Source organism: Sediminimonas qiaohouensis DSM 21189 (assembly GCF_000423645.1).
Classification (GTDB): domain Bacteria; phylum Pseudomonadota; class Alphaproteobacteria; order Rhodobacterales; family Rhodobacteraceae; genus Sediminimonas; species Sediminimonas qiaohouensis.
The window spans coordinates 98801-123912 of the sequence record NZ_AUIJ01000010.1; the positions used below are offsets into that span (position 1 = coordinate 98801).

Genomic DNA, 25112 nt, shown 5'->3' on the forward strand with positions numbered 1-25112 from the left:
CAAGCCCGCCGCGCGCCCCTATAACGCGCCCGAACAGACATGCCCATCACCAAAGGACAGACCATGACCATCCAAGTCTTCGGCCACAAATCCCCCGATACCGATTCCACCGGCTCGCCGATCATCTGGGCCTGGTACCTCAACGAAGTGAAAGGCGAAAATGCCGAGGCGGTTCTGCTTGGCGAACCCAACACCGAGGCCGCGTTCATGCTGGACCGTTGGGACCTGCCCAAGCCGCGCCTGATCGAAGGCGTGGAGGACGGCCAGCCCTGCGTCGTGGTCGACACCAACAACCCCGCGGAACTGCCCGAGGGCATCAACGGCGCCGACATCCGCGCCATCATCGACCATCACAAGCTGGTCGGCGGGATCGAAACCAAGGGCCCGATCGACATCACCATTCGCCCGCTGGCCTGCACCGCCACGATCATGCTGGACCTGATGGGCGATGACGCAGCGAAAATGCCCGACTGGGCCAAGGGAGCGGCGCTAACCTGCATCCTCAGCGATACGCTGGAATTCCGCAGCCCCACCACGACGGACCACGACCGCGCGACAGCGACAAGGCTGGCGGCTGACCTGGGCCTCGACATCTCGGACTACGCCGCCGAGATGTTCGCGGCGAAATCCGATGTGTCGGCCTTCTCCGACGCCGAACTGATCCGCATGGACAGCAAGCAATACGAGGTGAATGGCACCAAGTTCCGCGTCTCGGTGCTTGAGACGACCGCGCCCGCGATGGTACTGGACCGCAAGGCGAGCCTGATCGACAGCATGAGCGCCGTCGCTTCCGAGGACGGCGTCGACCAGGTGCTGCTGTTCGTGGTGGATATCCTCAACGAAGAGGCGACCCTGCTGGTGCCCAACGACCTGGTGAAAACGGTGGCCGAGAAATCCTTTGGCGCTACTGTCTCGGGCGATACCGTGGTGCTGCCCGGCGTGATGAGCCGCAAGAAACAGATCATCCCGAACCTGTCGGTCTGATCGCCCCTATCGCGGCGGGGCGGCGTTGTGCGTTCCCCGCCGCCCATCCTTTTTGCCAAGGCTTTCCATGACACAGATCATTTCCGCCCTGTCCGAGGTCTCCGCACGCTACCAGGCGGCGTTCGTCGATCTGTGGGGATGCGTCCATGACGGCGTGCGCGCGATCCCTTCGGCGGTGGAGGCCCTGCGTGCCTATCGCGCCTCGGGCGGGACGGTGGTGCTGCTGACCAACTCGCCGCGGCCGCGCAAGGGTGTCGAGGCACAGCTTGATCAATTCGGCGTGCCGCACGACGCGTGGGACACCATCGCCACCTCGGGCGACAGCGCCCGCGCCGCCATGTTTCGCGGGGTGGTGGGCAACAACGTGTTCTTCATCGGGGAAGAGCGGGATTTGCCGTTTTTCGAGCCGATGCACGTCATCGAAAACCCGGCCGAGATCCACCTGACGCCACTGGACCAGGCGGACGGCATCGTCTGCACCGGGCCGTTCGACGCCATGGCCGACCTTGCCGTGCTGCGGCCGCAGCTCCTGCTGGCCAAGCAGCGGGGGCTGAAACTACTATGCGCCAACCCCGATATCGTCGTGGACCGGGGCGACCACCGCGAATGGTGCGCCGGCGCGGTGGCCCGCCTTTATACCGAGATGGGGGGCGAGAGCCTCTATTTCGGCAAACCGCACCCGCCGATCTACGACCTCGCCTACCGCCGCCTGGCCGAGCTGGGCCGCGACGTCTCGCGGCAATCCATTCTGGCCATCGGCGACGGGACGCAAACGGATATCGCCGGCGCCATGGGCGAAGACCTCGATTCGCTGTTCATCACCGGCGGGCTTGCGCGCGTTGAAACGCAAACCGCGGCCCACCCCGACGCCGAGGCGCTAGAGCGCTACCTGGCAAGCGAATCCGTGGCGCCAACCTTTGCCATGGGACAGCTGGCTTGACCAAATTAGGGGTTGATTTTCTGCGCGCGCAAAGTAATAAAGTTCCAACATCTGGCGTCAGCATATCCTAAAATTTCGCGCGCCTGTCGGACTGGAGGATCGGATGTTGGACAATATGCCCCGCGGCACCATCTGCATCGAGGATATCGAGATGGGGATGACGCGCCACCTGCGCAAAACCGTCACCGACCGCGATATCGAGATGTTCGCCGAGGTCTCGACCGATCACAACCCGGTCCACCTTGATGACGCCTACGCCCAGGACACGATATTCGAAGGGCGCATCGCCCACGGCATGCTGACCGCCGGGCTAATCTCGGCCGTAATCGGCGAACAGCTTCCGGGTCATGGCACGGTCTACATGGGTCAGTCCCTGAAATTCCTCGGCCCGGTGCGCCCAGGCGACACCGTCACCGCCGAGGTCGAAGTGATCGGCATCGACCACGCCAAGCGCCGCGTGCAGCTTGAGACGCGCTGCACCGTCGGTGGCAAGAAGGTCCTGACCGGCGAGGCCACCGTCCTCGCGCCCTCGCGCAAGTTCGACTGATCCGACCCGGCCCCCAAACGGGGCGGCTTCGCCGCTTGTTCTTCTTCGCGTTCAGGCCACGCAGGCCTTGGGGCTCCGCCCCAAACCCCGGAGTATTTCGGGCAAGATGAAGGACGGATGAGTCCCTTGTGCTTCATCTTGCTGAAAATACTCCCGCCGGAGGCGTCCGCCCTGTCAGCGCGCGCGCCGTTTTCGCGGCTTGCGCCCGGCCCTCGCGGACGCTAACCCATGCGGCATGCGGATCATTCGCGATCATACCTTCGTCGCCCCCCAGGACCGTGGCGCCAGCGCCGCCATCGGCAATTTCGATGGCGTGCACCTGGGGCATTTGTCGGTGATCGACCTGGCCCGCCAGGTGGCAGACAGAACCGGCGCGCCGCTTGGCGTGGTCACGTTCGAGCCGCATCCGCGCGAGTTTTTCGCGCCCGATGCGCCACCCTTTCGCCTGATGGGGCGCACCGCGCGGGCGCACCGGTTGGAAAAGATCGGGGTGCAGCGTTTGTACCAGCTCAATTTCAACGCAGCGCTGTCCTCGCTCACCGCGCGGGAGTTTGCGCGCGACGTGTTGTCGGTTGGGCTTGGCCTGACGCATGTGGTGGTGGGGGCCGATTTCCGGTTCGGCAAGGGGCGCGATGGTTGCGCGCAGGACCTGGAGGGGTTCGGCGCCGAGTTCGGCTTTGGCGTAACCCTTGCGCCGCTTCTTTCGGGTGACAGCGGGCAAGTGTCCTCGACCGCCATCCGCACCGCGCTAAGCGAGGGGCGGCCGCGCGACGCGGCGGCGATGCTGGGGCATTGGCACCGGATCGATGGCGAGGTCGTGGGCGGAGAGCAGCGCGGCCGCGAATTGGGCTATCCCACCGCGAACATGTCGATCGAAGGGCTGCATCCACCCCGTTTTGGCGTCTACGCGGTGTTGATCGATGTTCTCGACGGCCCCCACGCCGGGAGCTATCACGGCGCGGCATCGATCGGGGTGCGGCCGATGTTCGGGAAAAACCGCCCCAACCTTGAGACTTACCTGTTCGATTTCTCGGGCGATCTGTACGGCGCGCAGTTGTCTGTCGGCCTGGTAGATCATTTGCGCGACGAGGAAACTTTCGACAGCCTGGACGCGCTGACCGCGCAGATGGCCGAGGATTGCGCCCGCGCCCGGGCCATACTGGCCGCGACATGACCGATGATCCGATCCGCCGCGACGGGCTGCGCCCGCGTTTTTGGGAGACGGTGCCGCTCTCGCGGATGACCCGCGCGGAGTGGGAGGCGCTGTGCGATGGCTGCGGCAAGTGCTGCATGAACAAGCTTGAGGACGAGGACACCGGCGAGGTCGCCCTGACCCGTGTCGCGTGCCGCCTGTTCGACGACAGCACCTGCCGCTGCGGGCAGTACGAAGAGCGCCATCAGTTCGTGCCCGAGTGCATCGTGCTCAAGCCCACCAACATGGACACGCATGCCTACTGGATGCCGGACACCTGCGCTTACAAGCTGCTGTGGCAGGGCAAGCCGCTCTATGACTGGCATCCGCTGATCTCGGGCACCCCGGATAGTGTGCACGCAGCGGGCGTGTCGATGCAGGGCCGCACCGTGCCGGAATTCGAGATCGACGAAGACGACTGGGAAGATCATATCATCGAGGAGCCGACCTGATGTTTTTCACCTCCGACAACGCTGGCCCCGCCCATCCCGCGGTGATCGATGCGCTGAGCCGCGCCAATTCGGGCTTCGCCGCGGCCTATGGCAGCGATGCCCTGATGAATGACGTGCGCGCGCGCATCCGCGAGGTGTTCGAGGCGCCCGAGGCGGCCATTTACCTTGTCGCCACCGGCACGGCGGCCAATTCGCTGGCGCTGGCGACCCTGTCGCAGCCGTGGCAGACGGTGTTCTGCGCGCCGGTCGCGCATATCCACGAGGACGAGTGCAACGCGCCCGAATTCTATTCCGGCGGGGCCAAGCTGACCCTGGTGGGCGACGCCCCCAAGATGACGCCGGAGGCGCTTGAGCAAACCATCGCCGCCGAGGAATCGCGCGGCGTGCACGGACCGCAGCGCGGGCCGGTGTCGATCACCAATGTCACCGAACGCGGCACCGTCTATTCGGTCGCGGAAATCACCGCGCTATCGGACGTGGCGCGGGGCTATGGCCTGCCTGTGCACCTGGATGGTGCGCGGTTCGCGAATGCGCTGGTCGCGCAGGACTGCACCCCGGCCGAGATGACATGGAAGGCGGGCATTGACGCCGTCAGCTTCGGCGGCACCAAGAACGGGCTTCTGGGGGTCGAGGCGGTGATTTTCTTCGATCCCGCCCATGCGTGGGAGTTCGAGCTGCGCCGCAAGCGTGGTGCACACCTGTTTTCCAAGCACCGCTACCTGTCAGCGCAGATGCTGGCGTACCTGACCGACGATCTGTGGCTCGATTGCGCGCGGCGCGCCAACGGGAACGCGGCGCGCCTTGCCGCCGGGTTGGCCGATGTGCCGCAGGCCGGGCTCGTGCACGAGGTGCAGGCGAACATGATCTTCGCCACCCTGCCGCGCGCCACGCATGAGCGGCTATTCGATGCCGGCGCCGAATACCACCTGTGGAACAGCACGCTGGAGGGCGCGGCGCCCGACGCGCCGTTGGCCGCGCGGATGGTTTGCGACTGGTCGATCGGCGAGGACCAGATCGATCGCTTCCTGGAAATCGCGCGCGGCTAACTCGGCGCGCGCCTCAGGTTTCGGGGAAGCCGTCCAGAAAGGTGCGGATCTCCGCCGCCACCGGCGCGGGGTGGGTGATCGGCACCATGTGCCCCGCCCCGTCGATCACCGCGCGCCTGCTGCCGGGGATGCGGCGCGCCAGCCCCTCGTTGATCGCCGCGATATACTCGGGCGACGCGCCCCCTTCGATCAGGAGGACCGGCACCGCGATCCGCGACAGCGCGCCAGAGGACAAAAGCCCCGCCACATCGCCATAGATCGCGCCGGCGCCCGCCTCGATCAGGTGAATGCGCTGCACCATCGCCGCGCGCTGCGCCTCTGGCAGGCTGTCCCACGGCCGCCCGTCGCCCCAGCGGCTTGTGAATGCGCGGGCGGCGCGCTCGGCATCGCCAGCCTCGACCGCTTCGGTATAGGCGGCCATGTCGGCGTCGTGCGTTTGCGCCCAATCGGGATGATCGGCCAGGGCCACCGCAAAGAACACCGGCTCGATCAGCACGAGACTGCGCACCAGCTCTGGCCGTTCCACCGCGAGGCGGAGCGCCACCGTCGCGCCAAAGGAATGGCCGATCACGTCCACCGGCGCGCCGCCCTCCGCCTCGATCAGGTCGGCGGCGATGTCGGTGCTCAGCCCCTGAATTTCGCGCGTACCGTCCCAGTCGGCGCTGCGGCCGTGGCCCGGCAGGTCAAAGGCGGCCGCGTGCAGCAGATCGTCCAGCGCCGCCATCATCGGCGCCCAGCCCCCCGAGTGCCCCAATGAGCAGTGGATCAGCAGCGCCGCGCGCGGCCCCTGGCCCATGCGCGTGACATGGGTGACATGACCACCCGCCATGACTTGCGGCATTACAGGTCTCCGGCCAGGTGCGCGTCCAAATCCGGCAGCCGATCCTGACCCCAGAATTTCTGCCCGCTATCGACCACGTAGAAGGGCGATCCGAACACGCCGCGCTCGACCGCTTCCTCGGTGTTGGCGGCATAGGTCTCCGCCCCGCTCAGCAATCCGCGATTCGCCAGGTCGGGATCAAAGCCCGCCCCGCTCAGGCATTCGCGCACCACCGCGTCGTCGGCGATGTCGCGCTCCTCGGCCCAGCAGGCGCGCAGGATGGAATGCACCAGCGCCCCCAGATCGCCGCCGCCCGTGTCCTGCGCGGCGATGATCGCATAAGAGGACGGCGCCGGGTTGGTCGGGAAATGCGCCGGCTGCAAGGTTAGCGGCAAACCCGTCTTGGTGGATTGGCGCGCCAGTTCCTGCAGGCGGTAATCCTGCCGCGATGGGTGCCGCTCGGCCGGGGGGGTGCCGCCGGTGCGCCCGAACAGGGCGATGATATCCATCGGCTTGTATGTCAGTGTCGCGCCGTGCCGCGCGGCGATTTCCTCGGCTCGCGTGCCCGCCAGATAGGCGAACGGGGAGAGCGTCGAAAAAAAATAGTCGATATGGGCCATTTGCGCGACCTTCCTTTGGCTGCATAGCTTTGCCAGACCGTAATCGGATGCTAGTCAGTGTCAACGTCACGAATCTGTCATCCCGACCAAACCGGAGCTGCCCCGTCATGTCGTCCATAACCGAGCCGAAGCTGATCGCCGGCAATGCCAACCTTTCGCTTGCCAAGGGCATCGCCCGCCGCATGTCGATCCACCGGGGCCGTAGCGTCGGACTGGTCGATGCGCGGGTCGAGCGATTCAACGATCAGGAGATATTCGTCGAGGTGTTCGAGAACGTGCGCGGCGAGGATATGTATATCATTCAGCCCACCTCGAACCCCGCCAACGACAACCTGATGGAGCTGCTGATCATGGCCGATGCCCTGCGCCGGTCATCGGCGGCGCGCATCACCGCCGTGATCCCCTATTTCGGCTATGCCCGGCAGGATCGCCGCTCGAAGGCGCGCACGCCGATCTCGGCCAAGCTGATCGCGAACATGCTGGTCGGCACCGGAATCGAGAGGGTCCTGACCATGGACCTGCACGCCGCGCAGATCCAGGGCTTCTTTGATATCCCGGTCGATAACCTCTATGCCGCGCCGATCTTCGCGCTTGATATCAAGCACCAGTTCGGCCCCGACATGTCCGACGTGATGATCGTCTCGCCCGATGTCGGCGGCGTGGCGCGCGCGCGTGAACTGGCGGCCCGGATCAACGCGCCGCTGGCGATCGTGGACAAGCGCCGCGAAAAACCCGGCGAGATCGCCGAGATGACCGTGATCGGCGACGTGACGGGCAAGAAATGCATCATCGTCGATGACATCTGCGACACCGCCGGCACATTGTGCAAAGCAGCCGAGGTGTTGCTGGAAAGCGGCGCATCCGAGGTGCACTCCTACATCACCCACGGCGTGCTCAGCGGCCCAGCGGTTGAACGGATCACCAATTCGGTGATGAAATCGCTGGTCATCACCGACACGATCGAGGCGCCCGAGCCGGTGCGCAACGCGCCCAATATCCGCATCCTGCCCACCGGGCCGATCTTTGCGCAGGCAATCCTTAACATCTGGAACGGCACCAGCGTGTCATCGCTATTTGAAACCGAAACCCTCGACCCGATCTACGAGGGGTTTTTCAACAGCCACTGACGCGCGGCGCGGCGGCGTGGCTGTGTCAGTATAGCTGCCACTGATCGTCATCGACCGCCGCGCCAATCGCCATCCACGCGATCCGCACCCGTGCGATGCGGGTGTCCCCCCAGGTGCGGAACACCGCCGTGAATCCGTCGCGGGTGACTTCCTCGGTGGTCAGGTCGGCGCGCTGGTTGTGGCCGTGATCCATGTCCCACATCGACAACCCGCAATGAACGCTTGGCGGCTGTGCGAACGGCTCGCTGAACGCGATGGTCTTGCGGCGTTCGCGCGGGCCCTCACCGGACCACATGTCGCCGTCGTCCTCGAAATCCGAGAACAGGATTTCCTCGCCCTGGTCCACGGCGATCAGGTGCCCCTTGATCCGCTTTGCCATTGCCCGCCCCCTGCCGCGTGCTATCCGAAAGGACAGGCTAGTGCATCCCCCGCCAAAGAAAAAGGCCCCCGAACCGGGTGTGTGGGTTATAGCGGTATGGTTCCCCTGAATGCGTTGGAACGCGCCTGGGGCGGGCATTGAGCGACCGGTTGAGGGGCCGCGCGGTGCCCGGCCGCCGGGTGGGCGCTGCAACCTGTGTGGATTGCGCTTTATGCCAGCCAAATACATCTTCGTTGTCGATCATTTGATACACCTGCAAAAGCGTCCGCCCGTCACGCCAGAGGCGTGCCGACGATAAGCGGCGCACCTCTGGCACGACGGGGGCGGTCGGGCGCTGCGCGGCGGCGCGCAAGCGCGCCTCTATTCCGCGCACTGGTCAATAACCGCAACAGGCCACGCACCCCCAAAAAGCAAAGGCCCCGCAGCGAGTGCGGGGCCCTTGGCATTGATCAAACGGTTGCGAAGGCTCAGCTCTTGCCGATCGCCGGGTCCAGGTTGATATGATCGCCCATGGCGACCATGTCCGCCAGCACCTTTGCCGCGTCATCCACCAGGCCGGGCTCGTTCTTGAACGTGACCTGTGCCTTCTCGTAGGCGTCGCGGGCGTCCTGCAGCATCTTGTCGTAATGCTCTTGCGTCACGTCCCCGCGATGCAGCGACCATTCCGCCAGCACCGAAATCCCGTTGGCCGAGATCTCGGCAAAGCCGCCGGTGACGACGTACTCGTCCTCGCCGTCGGGCCCTTCGATCCGCAGGATCCCGGGGCGCAGGTTGGTGATCACGGGGGCATGGTCGGGCATTGCCACCATGTCCCCCTCGGCACCGGGGATCAGAACCTGGTTCACCGGGCCGGACGTCAAACGCCGCTCCGGCGAAACAAGATCGAATTGCACTGTATCAGCCATGTTGCCCTCCTCAGGCCGCGTCGGCGGCCATTTTCTCGGCTTTGGCTTTCACGTCCTCGATACCGCCAACCATGTAGAAGGCCCCTTCGGGCAGGTGGTCGTATTCGCCGGCCACGACCGCCTTGAACGAGGAAATGGTTTCCTCCAGCGGCACCTGGATACCGTCCGAGCCGGTGAACACCTTCGCCACGTCGAACGGCTGCGACAGGAAACGCTGCAGCTTACGCGCACGGCTCACGGTCAGCTTGTCCTCTTCGCTCAGTTCGTCCATCCCGAGGATGGCGATGATGTCCTGCAGCGACTTGTAGCGCTGAAGGATCTGCTGAACGTCGGTGGCCACCTTGTAGTGCTCTTCCCCGATCACGGCCGGGTCCAGCAGGCGCGAAGTGGAATCGAGCGGGTCAACGGCCGGGTAGATGCCCAGCTCGGAAATGGCCCGGCTCAGAACCGTGGTTGCGTCAAGGTGCGCGAACGACGTGGCTGGCGCGGGGTCGGTCAAGTCGTCGGCGGGCACGTAGATGGCCTGCACCGAGGTGATCGAGCCCGACTTCGTCGAGGTGATCCGCTCTTGCAGGGCGCCCATGTCGGTGGCCAGCGTCGGCTGATAGCCCACGGCCGAAGGAATACGACCCAGAAGCGCCGACACCTCGGACCCCGCCTGCGTGAAGCGGAAGATGTTGTCGACGAAGAACAGCACGTCGGTGCCCGACTGGTCGCGGAACTGCTCTGCCAAGGTCAGGCCGGACAGGGCCACACGCATACGCGCACCCGGCGGCTCGTTCATCTGGCCATAGACCAATGCCACCTTGGACTCGGTCAGGTTGTCGGGAACGATAACGCCCGACTCGATCATCTCGTGATACAGGTCGTTACCTTCACGGGTCCGTTCACCCACACCGGCAAACACCGAAAAGCCCGAGTGCACCTTGGCGATGTTGTTGATCAGTTCCATGATCAGAACCGTCTTGCCCACGCCGGCGCCGCCGAACAGGCCGATCTTGCCGCCCTTGGCGTAGGGGGCCAGCAGATCGATCACCTTGATGCCGGTGGTCAGAACCACCGACTCGGTCGATTGCTCGGCGAATTCGGGGGCAGGCTGGTGGATCGCGCGATACTCGTCCGCCTTGACTTCGCCCTGCTCGTCCACGGGCTCGCCCACGACGTTCAGGATGCGGCCCAGCGTGGCGTTACCCACCGGCATGGTGATCGGGGAGTCGGTATCGGTCACCTCCTGCCCGCGCACCAGACCTTCGGTCGCGTCCATGGCCACTGTGCGAACGGTGTGCTCGCCCAGGTGCTGCGCAACTTCCAGAACCAGCGTCTTGCCGTTGTTATCCGCCTCAAGCGCGTTGAGGATCGCCGGCAGGTGGTCGTCGAACTGCACGTCAACGACGGCACCGATCACCTGCGTGATTTTGCCTTTTACCTTTGCCATTTATTTCGTCTCCGGTTCCTTAGAGCGCCTCAGCGCCCGAGATGATTTCAATAAGCTCGTTGGTGATGACGGCCTGACGGGTGCGGTTGTATTGGATCGTCAGCTTGTCGATCATCTCGCCCGCGTTGCGCGTTGCGTTGTCCATTGCGGACATGCGCGCGCCCTGCTCCGATGCCGCGTTTTCCAGCAGCGCCGAGAAGATCTGCGTCGCCACGCCCCGCGGCAGCAGATCGGCAAGGATCGCCTGCTCGTCGGGCTCGTAGTCATAAAGCGTGCCGCCGGCGTCCTGCTCGTCTTCCTTGGCCTCGTACGAGGCGGGAATGATCTGTTGCGCCGTCGGGATCTGGCTGACCACGTTTTCGAACTGCGAGTAGAAGATCGTCGCAACGTCGAACTGCCCGTCGTCGAACCGCGCCAGCAGGTCATCGGCGATCGACTTGGCGTCGTCATACCCGATATGCTTGACGTCGGTCAGATCGACATGGTCGGTCAGCAGTTCACTGTATCCGCGCCGAAGCGCATCGCGCCCCTTCTTGCCCACGGTGATGATCTTGACGGTCTTGCCCTCGGCCAGCAGCTTGTCGGCGTGGCTCTTGGCCAGCTTGGCAATGTTACCGTTAAAGCCACCGCACAGCCCCCGCTCGGCGGTCATGACCACCAGCAAATGGGTCTGGTCGCTGCCCGTACCGGCCAGAAGCCGAGGCGCGCTTTCGCTATCCCCGACCGAGGCCGACAGCCCCGCCATCACGGCATTGAACCGCTCCGTATAGGGGCGCGACGATTCCGCCGCATCCTGTGCCCGCCGCAGTTTTGCGGCGGCCACCATTTGCATGGCCTTCGTGATCTTGCGGGTCGATTTGACCGACGCGATCCGGTTCTTGAGGTCCTTGAGATTTGGCATTGCCTTATCTCCTCACGCGAAATCTTTGGCGAATTCGTCGAGTGCGGCCTTGATCTTGTCCTCTGCTTCGCCCTTGATCTTGGGGTCCTCCTTGGTGATGAACTCCAGAAGATCGGCATGCTTGCTGCGCAGGTGACGCAGCATATCCTGTTCAAAGCGACCAACATCCTTGACGTCGATCTTGTCCAGGTAGCCCTTGGTCCCGGCGTAGATCACGCAGACGATCTCGGCGTTGGTCAGCGGCGAATACTGCGGCTGCTTCATCAGCTCGGTCAGGCGCGCACCACGGTTCAAAAGCTGCTGCGTCGCGGCATCGAGGTCCGAGCCGAACTGTGCGAACGCCGCCATCTCGCGGTACTGCGCCAGTTCCAGTTTCACCGGGCCGGCAACCGATTTCATCGCGCTGGTCTGCGCGGACGAGCCAACACGCGACACCGAAAGGCCGGTGTTCACGGCCGGGCGAACACCCTGGTAGAACAGTTCGGTCTCAAGGAAGATCTGCCCGTCGGTGATCGAAATCACGTTGGTCGGAATAAACGCCGACACGTCGCCGCCCTGGGTTTCGATGATCGGCAGCGCGGTCAGCGACCCTGCGCCGTTCTCCTCGTTCATCTTCGCCGACCGCTCCAGCAGACGGGAGTGCAGGTAGAACACGTCGCCCGGGAACGCTTCACGCCCCGGCGGACGGCGCAGCAGCAGCGACATCTGGCGATACGCGACGGCCTGCTTGGACAGGTCATCATAGATGATCAGCGCATGACGGCCGTTGTCGCGGAAATGCTCGGCCATGGCGGTCGCGGAGTAGGGCGCCAGGAACTGCAGCGGCGCCGGGTCCGACGCGGTTGCGGCCACGACGATGGAGTATTCCATCGCGCCGCTTTCCTCCAGCTTCTTCACCAGCTGTGCAACGGTCGACCGCTTCTGCCCGATCGCGACATAGACGCAATACAGCTTCTTGCTCTCGTCGTCGCCCGCAGCTTCGTTATAGCTTTTCTGGTTCAGGATCGTGTCCAGCGCGATCGCCGACTTGCCGGTCTGACGGTCGCCAATGATCAACTCGCGCTGGCCGCGGCCGATCGGGATCATCGCGTCAACCGATTTCAGGCCGGTCGCCATCGGCTCGTGCACCGATTTACGCGGGATGATGCCCGGCGCCTTGCGCTCGGCCAGGGCGCGGGTGTCGGTCTTGATCGGGCCCTTGCCGTCCAGCGGATTGCCAAGGCCGTCCACGACGCGGCCCAGCAGGGCATCGCCCACCGGCACGTCCACGATCGACTTGGTGCGCTTGACGGTGTCGCCTTCCTTGATCTCGCGGTCCGACCCGAAGATCACGACGCCGACATTGTCGGCCTCAAGGTTCAGCGCCATGCCGCGCACGCCGCCGGGGAACTCGACCATCTCGCCGGCCTGCACGCTGTCGAGGCCGTGAATACGGGCAATCCCGTCACCAACGGAAAGCACACGGCCAACCTCGGCCACCTCGGACTCGTGACCGAAGTCCTTGATCTGGTCCTTCAGGATCGCAGAAATCTCTGCTGCTTGGATACCCATTTATCCGACCTCTTTCATTGCATTCTGGAGGGAATTGAGCTGCGCACGGATCGACGTGTCGATCATCTTCGAGCCCACCTTGACGACAAGACCGCCAATGAGATTGTCATCGACGGTCGCATTTATCTTGACTGTTTTTCCAAATCGGCCCGCCAGCGTCTTGGCCAGCTTTTCGGACTGCGCCTTAGTCAGGGCCTTCGCGCTGGTCACCTCGGCGGTCACCTCGCCCTTTTCGTCCGCGATCTGCGCGCGCAGATGCGAAATGAGATGCGGCAGCACGTACAGGCGGCGGTTCTCGGCCATCACGGACAGGCCCCGCGCCAGGGACTCCAACAGCCCCATCTTGTCGGCAACCGCTGCAATCGCCTTGCCCTGCGCACGGCGCGACAGAACCGGCGAATGGATCAGGTCGCGCAGATCGGCGCTCTCGTCCAACGCGGCAGCAAGGTCTTCCACGCCGGCTTCGAGCTTGTCGAGCTGGCCGTCTTCCTTGCTGAGTTCAAAAATCGCCGTGGCGTAACGCGCGGCAATACCGGAGGAAATCGAAGCTGGTTCGGACACGTCCACCCTTTCGACAGTTCGGCCCCGGTTGATCGGCCGCAAGGGCCCCGGGGCGGTTATCACGGCCCCGACTGGCGTCAGAGCATTGAAATCGGCGTGGGTGTAGCAGAGCAATCGTGAGCTAGCAACATGCTATGAATTTTTCGCATACCATTGAATACCGCATCTTTTCAAAGCGTTACCCCCCCTGCGACCGATTGCGCGTAAAAGCTGTGCAAAAAAAATGCGGCCCGGCACAGGTTTTCGCGATTCCACCCGCGCATGGGTGCGTCACATGGCGTCACATGGGGGCGTCCCCGGGGGCATGCGCCGTTAACGCTACCATCCTCTGCGCCTCTCCACGGGCTTCATCTTGCCCGAAATACTCCGGGGGGATGAGGCACGCTCCGGGCACAGCCCGGCAAATGCTCCGCAGGAGCGTTTGAGTGCCTCATCGGGGCAGAGCCCCATATGCCCCCGCCGCCGTCACACCGGCTTGGCTTCGGGGCGCGGCTTCAGCACGCCAAGCGGCTTGCGCACCGCCTCGCGCAAGCCCGGCCCGCGCGGGGCGCGCACCCGCTTGCTGGCTTCCACCATCAACACGCCACCACCCAGCACCATGGAGAACCGCGCGCCCAATGCCTCCCACATCGGGGCGGTGCGCCGCCAGAACCGCCGCGTCGATGGCGGCTGATACAGGGTCGAGACCTGCCGCTCGGGCACGAACGCATGCCGGCTTAGCTGATCCTCGAGCTGACGCATCGTGTAGGGCCGCCCGTACCCGAACGGCGTTCGGTCGCTGCGCGCCCACAGCCCGCCGCGGCTCGGCACGATAAACAGCGCCCTCCCCCCCGGCTCCAACACGCGCCACGCCTCCTCCAGCAGCGCCGAGGGCTGCTCGCAAGTCTCCAGCCCGTGCATCAGCACCAGCTTGTCCACCGCCCCGGTATCCAGCGGCCACATCGTTTCCTCGCACAAGACCGACACGTTGGGCATGCCCGCCGGCCATGCCATCACCCCCTGCGGCGCCGGCATCAGGGCCACCACCCGCCGCGCCCGCCCCAGGTACGGCCTCAGCAGCGGCGCCGGAAACCCGAACCCCGCCACCGTCTGCCCCCTTGCATCGGGCCACAATTGCTCCACCTGAGACCGCACGGCGGCTTGCGCGGCACGGCCAAGCGTGCTGCGGTAATAGAAATTCCGAAGGTCCTGCACATCCAGATGCATTGCGCACCGCTCACCAATCCGCCACTCTGGATCAAACCATAAACGGACCCGCACACAACACGCAAAGGATGAAACACGATGCCGTTGCAGATTGTCACCGTTCCCTGCCTTTCCGACAACTACGCCTACCTGATCCACGACGCCGACAGCGGCGACACCGCCCTGATCGACGCACCGGAGGCGGACCCGATCCTCGAGGAGCTGCGCAACCGCGGCTGGCGCCTTGGCCAGGTGCTGCTGACGCATCACCACTGGGATCACATCGATGCCCTGCCCCGCATCCTAGAGGCGCACGCCGGCGCCCGCGTGGTGGGCGCGGCCGCCGATGCGCACCGCCTGCCGCCGCTCGATACCCCCGTGGCCGAGGGCGACACCGTCACCGTCGGCGGCGAGGCAGGCACCGTGATCGACGTGTCCGGGCACACCGTGGGCCACATCGCCTTTCACTTCGCCGACAGCAAACTGGCCTTCACCGCCGATAGCCTGATGGCGCTTGGCTGCGGGCGCCTGTTCGAGGGCACCGCCGATCAGATGTGGCACAGCCTGTCCAAGCTGGCCGCCCTGCCCGGCGACACCCTGATCTGTTCGGGGCATGAATACACCGCCAACAACGCCCGCTTCGCGCGCACGGTGGACCCCGACAATTCCGCGCTGGCCGAGCGCACCGAACAGGTGAACGCCGCCCGCTCCGTGGGGCAGGCCACCGTTCCCTCTCTCTTGTCCGATGAACTGGCCACCAACCCGTTCCTGCGCGCGGCCGATCCGGGCCTTCAGGCGGCCATCGGAATGCCCGGCGCGGATCCGGTCGCCGTCTTCGCCGAATTGCGCCGCCGCAAGGACGCATTCTAGGGGCGAGATCACGAAAACATCGCTGATCTGGGGGTGTCGCCAACAATTGTGAAGGAATTCGACCAGAAAAGACTTGAAGCCGCGCCGATATAGACCAAACTTTAATAGGATGAGGCCACGGTCGTGCGGGCCCCTCACAGCCCCCGGCCCAGACAGAAAAAGGAGCATACAGTGCCGTCATTCTCGACAACGCTGGAACAAGCGATCCACGCGGCGCTGGCGCTGGCCAATGCCCGCAAACACGAATTCGCAACCCTCGAACACCTCCTGCTCGCCCTGATCGATGAGCCGGACGCCGCCCGCGTCCTCAAGGCGTGCTCGGTCGATACCGAAGAGCTGCGCATGACCCTGGTCGAGTTCATCGATGATGACCTGTCCAACCTCGTGACGGACATCGACGGCTCCGAGGCGGTGCCGACAGCAGCGTTTCAGCGCGTGATTCAACGCGCCGCGATCCACGTGCAATCGTCGGGCCGCACCGAAGTGACCGGCGCCAACGTGCTGGTGGCGATCTTTGCCGAACGCGAAAGCAACGCCTCCTACTTCCTGCAGGAACAGGACATGACCCGCTACGACGCGGTCAACTTCATCGCCCACGGCGTCGCCAAGGATCCCGCCTATGGCGAAGCGCGCCCCGTCACCGGCGCCCCCGAGGTGGACGAGGAAGCCCACGGAACCTCGGAAACCGTGGAACAGAAAGATAGCGCGCTGGCCAAGTATTGCGTCGATCTCAACGCCAAGGCGCGCGAGGGCGATGTCGATCCCCTGATCGGCCGTGCCACCGAGGTCGAGCGTTGCATCCAGGTGCTGTGCCGCCGCCGCAAGAACAACCCGCTCCTGGTGGGGGACCCGGGCGTTGGCAAGACCGCCATCGCCGAAGGACTGGCGCGCAAGATCACCTCGGGCGAGACGCCCGAAGTTCTGGCCAACACCACGATCTACAGCCTCGATATGGGCGCGCTGCTGGCCGGAACCCGCTATCGCGGCGATTTCGAAGAACGCCTCAAGGCCGTGATGACCGAGCTTGAGGAACACCCCGACGCGGTGCTGTTCATCGACGAGATCCACACCGTCATCGGCGCCGGCGCCACCTCGGGCGGGGCGATGGACGCCTCCAACCTGCTCAAGCCCGCGCTGCAGGGCGGCAAGCTGCGCTGCATGGGTTCGACCACCTACAAGGAATTCCGCCAGCACTTCGAGAAGGATCGCGCCCTGTCGCGCCGGTTCCAGAAGATCGACGTGATCGAGCCGACCACCGACGACACGGTCAAGATCCTCAAGGGGCTCAAGCCCTATTTCGAACAGCACCACAGCGTCAAATACACCCACGACGCGATCAAGACGGCGGTGGACCTCAGCGCGCGCTACATCAACGACCGCAAGCTGCCCGACAAGGCGATCGACGTCATCGACGAGGCCGGCGCCGCGCAACACCTGGTCGCGCCCAGCAAACGGCGCAAATCCATCGGCGCCAAGGAAATCGAGGCCGTCGTCGCCAAGATGGCGCGTATCCCGCCCAAGAACGTCTCCAAGGACGACGCCGAGGTGCTGCGCGATCTCGACAGCTCGCTCAAGCGGGTGGTGTTCGGGCAGAACACCGCGATCGAGGCGCTGTCATCGGCGATCAAGCTGGCCCGCGCCGGCCTGCGCGAGCCGGAAAAGCCGATCGGCAACTACCTGTTCGCCGGCCCCACCGGCGTCGGCAAGACCGAAGTCGCCAAGCAACTGGCGGACACGCTGGGCGTGGAACTGCTGCGCTTCGACATGTCCGAGTACATGGAAAAGCACGCCGTTTCCCGCCTGATCGGCGCCCCGCCGGGCTACGTGGGCTTCGACCAGGGCGGCATGCTGACCGATGGGGTCGATCAACACCCCCATTGCGTTTTGCTGCTGGACGAGATCGAAAAGGCGCATCCGGATGTCTATAACATCCTGTTGCAGGTGATGGATCACGGCACCCTGACCGACCATAACGGGCGCACCGTGGATTTCCGCAACGTGATCCTGATCATGACCTCCAACGCCGGCGCCACGGAACAGGCGAAGGCCGCCGTCGGCTTTGGCCGCGACCGCCGCGAGGGCGAAGATACCGCCGCCATCGAGCGCACCTTCAGCCCCGAGTTCCGCAACCGCCTGGATGCGGTGATCAGCTTCGGCGCGCTGCCGCGCGAGGTAATCTTGCAGGTGGTCGAGAAGTTCGTCCTGCAGCTCGAGGCGCAACTCATGGATCGCAACGTCACCATCGAGTTGACCAAGCCCGCCGCCGAATGGCTGGCCGACAAGGGCTACGACGACAAGATGGGCGCGCGCCCGCTGGGCCGCGTGATCCAGGAGCACATCAAGAAACCGCTGGCCGAGGAACTGCTGTTCGGCAAGCTGGCCAAGGGCGGATTGGTGCGCGTCGGCGTCAAGGACGGCAAGATCGACCTGCAGATCGAGGGCCCCGATAGCCCGCGCCTGTCGGGCAACAAGCCGCCGCTGCTGACCGCCGGTTGATGCTGCGGCCGGGCCTGCGGCGCGCCCCGCTTGTTGCGGGCCTTGCGGCATGGATATACTGCGTGGCGGCCCCCGCCGCCGCGCAGGCCCCCACCCTGACGCTGCCCGCCGATTGCACGCTCGGGCAGACCTGCTTCATCCAGCAATACACCGATACCGATCCCGGCCCCGGCGTCGCCGACTACACCTGCGGCGGGCTGAGCTATGACGGCCACAAGGGCACCGATTTCGGCCTGCCCTCGCGCGCGGCGATGCGTGCGGGAGTCGCGGTGCTGGCGGCCGCGCCCGGCACCGTCACCGCCCTGCGCGACGGCATGCCCGACACCGGCTGGACCGACGCCACCGCCGCCGCCGTCAAGGGACGCGATTGCGGCAACGGCGTCGTGATCGACCACGGGCAGGGATGGCAGACGCAGTATTGCCACCTGCGCCGCCGCTCGGTCAGCGTGGCGCGCGGGCAGGCCGTGACCCGCGGGCAGCGCCTGGGCCAGGTCGGCCTGTCGGGGCGTACGCAGTTTCCCCATGTCCACCTGTCGGTGCGCCGCGACGGCGCGGTGGTCGATCCCTTTGCCCCGGTCGGCCCGCCCGCCTGCGACGGCGACGGCGCCCGCGCACGCAGTAGCTCTGACACCCTGTGGCAAACCCCGCCCGCCTATGTCCCCGGCGGGCTGCTGAACGCCGGGCTATCCGCCCGCGTGCCCGACTACGCGGCGATCAAGGACGGCACCGCCGCCGCCACCGCCCTGACCCGCGAGGCGCCCGCGCTGGTGGTCTGGGGCTACGCCTTTGGCGGGCAGCGCGGCGATATCCTGCGGCTGGTGATCGCGGGTCCCGACGCGCAGGTCATCGCGCATGACGCAAGGCTCGAAAAGGCGCAGGCACAACTCTTTCGCGCCGCCGGGCGCAAGCGGCCAGATGGCGGATGGCCACCGGGGCACTATCGCATCACTGTTGAAATGATCCGCGACGGCACCGCGCTGGCACGGATCACGCGCACCACCACGCTGCACTGACCGCTGCGCGGGCCGCCACTTGGGGACGCCTCCGGCAGGAGTATTTGGGGCAAGATGAAGCCCTGGAACTCCCTGCTTCATCTTGCCAATAAATACTCAAGATCCCGCTAGTCGAAATCGGGCGCGCGGCCTTCCATGTTGGCGGAGATGATCTCCATCTGGTCGGGCTTGCCGATCAGGTCGGCCTGTTCGCGGCTTTCCTCGTAGAGCACCTGCGCGGCGTCCGCGCCGCTTTCGGCGATGCCGATCAGGCGCTTGGCCGCGCGGGTGCCACTGGGCGAGCGGCCCGCGATGCCGCGCGCCATCTGTTGCGCGGCATCGAGCGGCGTGTCCGACAGCTCCGTCACCAGGCCCCAGTCGGCGCCCTGCCGCGCGCTGACAGGCTCGGCTGTATATGTCATGCGCCGGATCACGTCCGAGCGCACCAGCCGCGGCAGCAGCACCATGCCCCCCATATCCGGCACAAGGCCCCACTTGGCCTCCATGATCGCCAGCTTGGTATCGGGGTGCGCGATGCGGATATCCGCACCAAGCGCCAGTTGAAGCCCCGCGCCATAGGCCACGCCGTGCAGCGCCGCGATCACCGGCACCGGCACGTCGCGCCACACCATCGCGACCTGTTGCATCAGGTTGGCGTCGCCGTGGCTGCGCGGCATGATCCGCTCGACCGGGTCTGTCTGCGCAAAGGCGGCAAAGCTGGCCACGTCCAGCCCCGCGCAAAAGCTGCGCCCCTGCCCCGACAGGACAACCGCGCGGATATCGGTATTGCCCACCAGCGCCTCGCCCGCGGTGACGATGGCCTCGGCCATTTCGGGGTCCACGGCGTTCATCTTGTCGCCGCGCACCAGGGTGACATGGGCGACGTGGTTTTCGATCTCTGTGGTGACGCGGGCCATCGGCATCCCTCCTCCTGGGTTTCGCGGCCACTGTGCCCCGAACGCCCCAACCCGTCCAGCACGACGTCAGGGCAGGATCGGGGCTTGCCCGAGGGGGGCGTGTGCGCTTATCTGCCATCATGACCGGACCGCGTTACACCCCGCTCGCCCAGTGCCTGCCCGCCACCGTGCCCTTCGTCGGCCCCGAGGCGCAGGAACGCGCCATGGGCCGCCCCTTCCGCGCCCGCCTTGGCGCTAATGAAAGCGTGTTCGGCCCGCCGCCCGCCGCGCTGCGCGCGATGCAGGCCGCCGCGGCGGATATCTGGATGTATGCCGATCCCGAATCGCACGACCTGCGCCGCGCGCTTGCCGCGCATCACGCCACCACGCCCGAGAACGTAATCGTGGGCGAAGGGATCGACGGGTTGCTGGGATACCTGGTGCGGCTGCTGATCGCGTCCGGCGACGCGGTGGTCACCTCGGACGGGGCCTATCCCACCTTCAACTACCACGTGGCGGGCTTTGGCGGGGTGTTGCACAAGGTGCCCTACCGCGACGATTTCGAAGACCCCGCCGCGCTGTTTGCCAAGGCGGCCGAGACGGGCGCCAAGCTGGTCTATCTCGCAAATCCCGACAACCCGATGGGCAGCGCCCACACCGGCGCCGACATCGCCGCCGCGCTGGACGATCTGCCGGCGGGCGCGCTTTTGGTGCTGGACGAGGCCTATGTCGAGCTGGCCCAGGATGGCACCGCCGCGCCGATTGCGCCGGACGATCCGCGCGTGATCCGCATGCGCACATTCTCCAAGGCCTACGGCATGGCCGGGGCGCGCGTGGGCTACGCCATCGGCGCCGCGCCCCTGATCGCCGCCTTCGGCAAGATCCGCAACCATTTCGGCATGAACCGCGCCGCGCAGATCGGCGCGCTGGCCGCATTGGGCGAGGCTGCGTGGCTGGACGATCTGCGTGCCCGGGTGGCCGCCTCGCGCGACGAGATCGCGCGCATCGGCGCGGAAAACGGGCTGCGCGCGCTGCCCTCAGAAGCCAATTTCGTTGCGCTCGATTGCGGCGGCGACGGCGCGCTGGCGCGCCGGGTGCTTGAAGGGCTGGCCGCGCGCGGGGTATTCGTGCGCATGCCCTTCGTCGCGCCGCAAGATCGCTGCATCCGGGTCAGCTGCGGACGCCCGCAGGACCTGGAGATCCTTGCCGACGCATTGCCAGGTGCCCTGGCCGAGGCGCGCGGCTGAACCGGGATCCGAGTATTTGTGGCAAGATGAAGCTGCGCGCGGCGTTCAGGCCGTGATGGCGGCGATTTCCGCGCTGGCCGCCTCCAGACCGCCGCGTCCGTGCGGGATGTCCAGCGCCACCAATCCCGCCTGGATCGAGCCGAGCGCGCCCAGCACCATGTGCGCGTTGACGTGCCCCATGTGCCCCATGCGGAAAAAGCTGTGCCAGGCCGGATCGCCCGGCTCTGCCATGCCCAGCCCGATGCCCAGCGTCAGCCCCGCGTTGTCCTGCACCCAGCGGCGCAGCGCGGTACCCTGGTCGCCCTCCAGCCGCAGCGCCGTCACCGCGTGCGAGCGGTGCGCGCGATCCGCCACGTTGAGGCGCAGCGGCCCACCTTCGGACCAGGCCTCGGCGGCGGCCCAAATGGCGCGCGCCAGCACCGCGTGCCGGGTCCAGATCGCCTCCATCCCCTCGGCGCGGATCATGTCCAGCGCCGCGCGCAACCCGTAAAGGTGATGCGTGGGCGCGGTGCCGCCCGAATACTGGTAGAAGCTTTCGGGGTTGGCGCGCGGCGCCCAGTCCCAGTAACGGCTGACGCGGTCCATGCGGCGGCGCGCGTCGTCCGCGCGCGGGCCGAAGAACACGAACCCCAGGCCCGGCGGCACCATCAGCCCCTTTTGGCTGGCCGCGACCGCCACGTCGACGCCCCAGGCGTCCATCTCGAACCTGTCACAGGCCAGCGACGCAATGCAGTCGGCCATCAGCAGCGCCGGATGCCCGGCCGCGTCAATCGCCTTGCGCAGCGCCGCCAGATCGTTGCGCAGGGTGCTGGAGGTATCCACGTGCGTGGCCAGCACCGCGCGGATCTGCCCGCCCGTATCATCGCGCAGCACCTGTTCTACGCGGGCCGGGTCCAGCGGCGTTGACTTGCCGAAATCCTCCATCTGCACATCGATGCCGCGGCCGCGCGCCACGTCGGCCCAGCCATGCCCGAACCGCCCCGTCGCCGGCACCAGCACCCTCGCACCGGCGGGCACCGTATTGGCCAGGGCCGCCTCCCATGCCGCGTGACCGTTGCCGATATAAAACGCCACGTCATGCGCGGTGCGCGCGACATCGCGCAGATCGGGGATCAGACCCGCCGTCATCTCGATCAACTCGCCCTCGTAGATGTTGGGCGCGGCGCGGTGCATGGCGCGCAGCACCGCGTCGGGCATCACCGAAGGTCCGGGGATGGCAAGGTATTGGCGACCGCTGGGATGTGACATGACAGATGATTCCGATGTTGCGAGACCGCCGAGACTACCCACCCCGGCGGGGGCGTCAATCCATCACGCGCCTCCGCGATTGAACGGATCGAGGACCTGTTCAAGACCGGTGGCCCGACCGCCGATAGCCGCGCGATAGCGCGGATGGATCAGCGCCACACAGATACCGCGCCAGGGTCCACAGGTTTCGAAGACCCCGCCGAAACCAGCCTTCTGCAACGTATCTCGCAGCGCTTGTTCGGGCACCGACCGGTAGCAGTACGGGCCGCCCGCGCAACGCCCGCGCCATCGCCACGTCCTCCATCAACGGGATGTCGCGATAGCCGCCCGCCGCGTCATACATCCCGCGCGTCACCAGCAGCCCCTGATCGCCATATGGCAGGCCCAGCACCCGCGTGCGCAGGTTGGCCCACCCCGCCACTAGCGCCGGGCGCAGCCCGCCCGTATCGAACCGCAGGCGGAAACACGCCGCGCGCGCCTGCCCGCCCTCGATATGCGCCGCCACCGCCGCCGCCCACCCGGGCGCCAACACCGTATCGGCGTGCACGAACAACAGCCACTCGCCCTTCGCCACCCGCGCGCCGCGCCGCAACTGCCCGCCGCGCGACGCCTCCCCGGTGATCAGGGCCGCCCCCGCCTCCTGCGCGATCTCGGCGGTGGCGTCACGCGATCCGCCGTCGCTGATCACCAACTCGCGGACCAGGCCCGCCTCGACCCCTTCCATCAACGCCGTCAGGCACGCAGGCAGCCGCGCCGCCGCGTCAAGTGTCGGGATTACCACGGAAACCGGTGCGCGCATGCCACCCCCTGTTGTGTTGCCTGCCATGGCCTATATTACACCGCAACGCAGGACGGGAGACAGGAAATGAGCCGCACAATCATCCGCATCACCGGCGCCGATGCCCGCGACTTCCTCCAAGGGCTTGTCACCAACGATGTCTCGGGGCTGGATCACGGGCTGGTCTATACCGCCATGCTGACCCCGCAGGGCAAGTATATCGCCGATTTCTTCCTCGTCCCCGAGGCGGATGGCAGCATCCTGCTGGACGTGCATAACGACCTGGCGCAGGACCTGCTCAAACGCCTGACCATGTACAAGCTGCGCGCGCAAGTCACCCTGACCGAGACCGATCTGAAGGTGCATCGCGGTACCGGCCCCGCCCCCGAAGGCGCCTTTGCCGATCCGCGTCACCCCGACATGGGCTGGCGGCTCTATGGCGAGGCGGGCGGCGATGACGGCACCGATTGGGATGCGATCCGCGTCGCCCATTGCATCCCCGAAACCGGGATCGAACTCACCCCCGACACCTTCATCCTCGAAGCGGGGTTCGAGCGGCTCAATGGCCTCGATTTCCGCAAGGGCTGCTATGTCGGGCAAGAGGTAACTGCCCGCATGCACCACAAGACAGAGCTGCGCAAAGGGCTGGCCACCGTCACCCTTGACGGCCCCGCCGAAACCGGCGCCGCCATCACATCCGCCGATGGCAAACCCGCCGGCACGCTTCTGACCCGCTCGGGCGGTCGCGCCATCGCCTACCTGCGCTTTGACCGGGCCACCGGCGACATGACCGCCGATCAGGCCACCCTGCGCCGCGCCTGAACCGCGCCAACCGGCGGCCAGGCGCCCCGCCTCATGGCACAAACAGGATACCATCCCCCGGGCCCGGCGGCACCTCCAGGCTCTCGGCCTTGGCCTGGCGCCACGCCTCCAGCATATGCAACTGTTCCAGCTCCTTTTGCCGCAAAGTCTTGCGCCAGAATTCCTCAAGCTGGTTCAAATCCTCGGGCGTGACCAGCGCCGCGACCTCCCTGCCCCGCCGCGTGATCAGGAACCGCCGCTCGCGATACACCACCTGGTTGATCGCCGCCGACATCTGATTGCGCAGCGTCATGGTGCTCAGGGTTCCCAGGGTGCCGATCTTGCTCATGCCATGCCTCTTTCGCCAAAACGGGGCGGGCAACCCTGCGGCCCCGACATTGACAAAAGCTTGCACCGCCGTGCGCGCCCCGATGCCCCGCAAATGACGTAACGTCACGCAGGCGCCGCTGCGCCACCCGTACGAATCGTAAGGTTCAGGCGCCGAACCGTCCGTTTGCGCGCCAACGTCAATCGTGACCCCGGCGCGCGGTGCGTTTACGCGCGCTCGGCGTATTCCATCGTTTCGGTGTTCACGACGATGTCCTCGTCCGGCCCGACAAAGGGCGGCACCATCACCTTGAGGCCGTTGTCCAGAACCGCCGGCTTGAAGCTGTTGGCAGCGGTCTGCCCCTTCACCACCGGCTCGGTCTCGGCGACCTTGCACACCACCTTCTGCGGCAACGTCGCGTTCAGGGCCTCGCTCTCGTGGAACTCCACCGTGATGGTCATGCCGTCCTGCAATAGCGGGCGGCGCTCGCCCAGGATTTCCGCAGGCAATTCAATCTGTTCGTAGGTTTCGGTATCCATGAAAACCAGCATCCCGTCGTTCTCGTACAGGAACTGCTGATCCTTCTGCTCAAGGCGCACGCGCTCGACCTTGTCGGCGCTGCGGAACCGCTCATTAGCCTTCGATCCGTTGCGCAGATTGCGCATTTCCACCTGCGCGAACGCGCCCCCCTTGCCGGGCTTGACGTGATCCACCTTCACCGCGGCCCACAGGCCGCCATTGTGCTCCAGGACGTTGCCGGGGCGGATTTCATTTCCGTTGATCTTGGCCATTGGAGAAACCTTTACCAAAG

26 protein-coding genes are annotated in these 25112 nt (G+C 66.0%); 12 read left to right on the forward strand and 14 right to left on the reverse strand.

Translation table 11 applies throughout. From position 1 onward, the window contains the following. The first annotated feature begins 63 nt into the window (after positions 1-63). From G568_RS0110310 to G568_RS0110335, 6 genes are all read left to right on the forward strand, one after another. Complete coding sequence (locus G568_RS0110310) at positions 64-984, forward strand: manganese-dependent inorganic pyrophosphatase (RefSeq protein ID WP_026757960.1); 921 nt, start codon at positions 64-66, stop codon at positions 982-984. A gap of 67 nt (positions 985-1051) precedes the next feature. Continuing rightward, positions 1052-1924, forward strand: a complete 873-nt coding sequence (locus G568_RS0110315; protein ID WP_026757961.1) for a TIGR01459 family HAD-type hydrolase — start codon at positions 1052-1054, stop codon at positions 1922-1924. A 103-nt stretch (positions 1925-2027) separates the two neighbouring features. Beyond that, positions 2028-2471, forward strand: coding sequence for a MaoC family dehydratase (locus G568_RS0110320; protein WP_026757962.1), 444 nt, complete (start codon positions 2028-2030; stop codon positions 2469-2471). Positions 2472-2706: 235 nt separating this feature from the next. Further along, positions 2707-3645, forward strand: a complete 939-nt coding sequence (locus tag G568_RS0110325) for a bifunctional riboflavin kinase/FAD synthetase (RefSeq protein ID WP_026757963.1) — start codon at positions 2707-2709, stop codon at positions 3643-3645. After that, complete coding sequence (locus tag G568_RS0110330; RefSeq protein ID WP_026757964.1) at positions 3642-4115, forward strand: YcgN family cysteine cluster protein; 474 nt, start codon at positions 3642-3644, stop codon at positions 4113-4115. The genes G568_RS0110325 and G568_RS0110330 overlap by 4 nt, the downstream gene beginning before the upstream one ends. Continuing rightward, positions 4115-5161: a threonine aldolase family protein gene (locus G568_RS0110335; RefSeq protein WP_026757965.1), complete on the forward strand. Its 1047-nt coding sequence runs from the start codon at positions 4115-4117 to the stop codon at positions 5159-5161. Before G568_RS0110330 ends, G568_RS0110335 begins: the two co-directional genes overlap by 1 nt. A gap of 13 nt (positions 5162-5174) precedes the next feature. On the opposite strand, the gene G568_RS18650 is transcribed toward G568_RS0110335, so the two are convergent. Both G568_RS18650 and G568_RS0110345 read right to left on the reverse strand, forming a co-directional pair. Next, complete coding sequence (locus tag G568_RS18650; protein WP_051202916.1) at positions 5175-6002, reverse strand: alpha/beta fold hydrolase; 828 nt, start codon at positions 6000-6002, stop codon at positions 5175-5177. Continuing rightward, positions 6002-6601 carry a 2-hydroxychromene-2-carboxylate isomerase gene (locus tag G568_RS0110345; protein WP_026757966.1) on the reverse strand — a complete coding sequence of 200 codons (600 nt, stop codon included), beginning with the start codon at positions 6599-6601 and terminating at the stop codon, positions 6002-6004. Before G568_RS0110345 ends, G568_RS18650 begins: the two co-directional genes overlap by 1 nt. Before the next feature lie 107 nt (positions 6602-6708). On the opposite strand from G568_RS0110345, the gene G568_RS0110350 reads away from it, so the two are divergent. Next, positions 6709-7728 (forward strand): ribose-phosphate pyrophosphokinase, encoded by a 1020-nt coding sequence (locus tag G568_RS0110350; RefSeq protein WP_026757967.1) that lies wholly within the window; start codon positions 6709-6711, stop codon positions 7726-7728. Between the two features lie 25 nt (positions 7729-7753). Here the strand turns inward: G568_RS0110350 and G568_RS0110355 are convergent, their stop codons facing one another. From G568_RS0110355 to G568_RS0110385, 7 genes are all read right to left on the reverse strand, one after another. Next, positions 7754-8107 carry an H-type lectin domain-containing protein gene (locus G568_RS0110355; protein ID WP_037374003.1) on the reverse strand — a complete coding sequence of 118 codons (354 nt, stop codon included), beginning with the start codon at positions 8105-8107 and terminating at the stop codon, positions 7754-7756. A gap of 467 nt (positions 8108-8574) precedes the next feature. Further along, a complete protein-coding gene (locus tag G568_RS0110360; RefSeq protein WP_026757969.1) occupies positions 8575-9012 on the reverse strand; it encodes a F0F1 ATP synthase subunit epsilon in 438 nt (145 codons plus the stop codon). A 10-nt stretch (positions 9013-9022) separates the two neighbouring features. Beyond that, positions 9023-10447, reverse strand: a complete 1425-nt coding sequence (gene atpD, locus G568_RS0110365) for a F0F1 ATP synthase subunit beta (protein ID WP_026757970.1) — start codon at positions 10445-10447, stop codon at positions 9023-9025. Between the two features lie 19 nt (positions 10448-10466). After that, entirely contained in the window at positions 10467-11348 is an 882-nt protein-coding gene (locus G568_RS0110370) for a F0F1 ATP synthase subunit gamma (protein ID WP_026757971.1), read from the reverse strand. 12 nt (positions 11349-11360) lie between these two features. Next, complete coding sequence (gene atpA, locus G568_RS0110375) at positions 11361-12899, reverse strand: F0F1 ATP synthase subunit alpha (RefSeq protein WP_026757972.1); 1539 nt, start codon at positions 12897-12899, stop codon at positions 11361-11363. Further along, positions 12900-13460, reverse strand: a complete 561-nt coding sequence (locus tag G568_RS0110380; protein ID WP_026757973.1) for a F0F1 ATP synthase subunit delta — start codon at positions 13458-13460, stop codon at positions 12900-12902. It abuts the gene before it with no gap. Between the two features lie 465 nt (positions 13461-13925). Further along, the gene (locus G568_RS0110385) at positions 13926-14666 is read right to left on the reverse strand and encodes a class I SAM-dependent methyltransferase (RefSeq protein WP_026757974.1); all 741 of its coding nucleotides are present in this window, start codon (positions 14664-14666) and stop codon (positions 13926-13928) included. Between the two features lie 78 nt (positions 14667-14744). Between G568_RS0110385 and gloB the strand changes: the two genes are divergently transcribed. From gloB to G568_RS0110400, 3 genes are all read left to right on the forward strand, one after another. Beyond that, complete coding sequence (gloB, locus tag G568_RS0110390) at positions 14745-15515, forward strand: hydroxyacylglutathione hydrolase (protein ID WP_026757975.1); 771 nt, start codon at positions 14745-14747, stop codon at positions 15513-15515. A gap of 171 nt (positions 15516-15686) precedes the next feature. After that, positions 15687-18011 (forward strand): ATP-dependent Clp protease ATP-binding subunit ClpA, encoded by a 2325-nt coding sequence (clpA, locus tag G568_RS0110395; RefSeq protein ID WP_026757976.1) that lies wholly within the window; start codon positions 15687-15689, stop codon positions 18009-18011. Next, complete coding sequence (locus G568_RS0110400; protein WP_084627386.1) at positions 18011-19024, forward strand: M23 family metallopeptidase; 1014 nt, start codon at positions 18011-18013, stop codon at positions 19022-19024. Before clpA ends, G568_RS0110400 begins: the two co-directional genes overlap by 1 nt. A 107-nt stretch (positions 19025-19131) precedes the next feature. Here G568_RS0110400 and G568_RS0110405 read toward each other — a convergent pair whose 3' ends face one another. Then, entirely contained in the window at positions 19132-19920 is a 789-nt protein-coding gene (locus G568_RS0110405; protein ID WP_026757978.1) for a crotonase/enoyl-CoA hydratase family protein, read from the reverse strand. Positions 19921-20039: 119 nt separating this feature from the next. Here G568_RS0110405 and G568_RS0110410 point away from each other — a divergent pair, with 119 nt between their 5' ends. Next, positions 20040-21146, forward strand: coding sequence for a pyridoxal phosphate-dependent aminotransferase (locus G568_RS0110410; RefSeq protein ID WP_026757979.1), 1107 nt, complete (start codon positions 20040-20042; stop codon positions 21144-21146). 45 nt (positions 21147-21191) lie between these two features. Here G568_RS0110410 and G568_RS0110415 read toward each other — a convergent pair whose 3' ends face one another. Then, a complete protein-coding gene (locus G568_RS0110415; RefSeq protein WP_026757980.1) occupies positions 21192-22394 on the reverse strand; it encodes a pyridoxal-phosphate-dependent aminotransferase family protein in 1203 nt (400 codons plus the stop codon). A 100-nt stretch (positions 22395-22494) separates the two neighbouring features. Next, positions 22495-23193 (reverse strand): TIGR04283 family arsenosugar biosynthesis glycosyltransferase, encoded by a 699-nt coding sequence (locus G568_RS0110420; RefSeq protein ID WP_026757981.1) that lies wholly within the window; start codon positions 23191-23193, stop codon positions 22495-22497. Positions 23194-23259: 66 nt separating this feature from the next. Between G568_RS0110420 and ygfZ the strand changes: the two genes are divergently transcribed. Continuing rightward, complete coding sequence (ygfZ, locus tag G568_RS0110425; protein WP_026757982.1) at positions 23260-23994, forward strand: CAF17-like 4Fe-4S cluster assembly/insertion protein YgfZ; 735 nt, start codon at positions 23260-23262, stop codon at positions 23992-23994. A 31-nt stretch (positions 23995-24025) separates the two neighbouring features. Here ygfZ and G568_RS18655 read toward each other — a convergent pair whose 3' ends face one another. Both G568_RS18655 and efp read right to left on the reverse strand, forming a co-directional pair. After that, positions 24026-24322: a type II toxin-antitoxin system Phd/YefM family antitoxin gene (locus G568_RS18655; RefSeq protein ID WP_037374004.1), complete on the reverse strand. Its 297-nt coding sequence runs from the start codon at positions 24320-24322 to the stop codon at positions 24026-24028. A gap of 206 nt (positions 24323-24528) precedes the next feature. Then, entirely contained in the window at positions 24529-25092 is a 564-nt protein-coding gene (gene efp / locus G568_RS0110435) for an elongation factor P (RefSeq protein ID WP_026757983.1), read from the reverse strand. Positions 25093-25112: the final 20 nt, after the last annotated feature.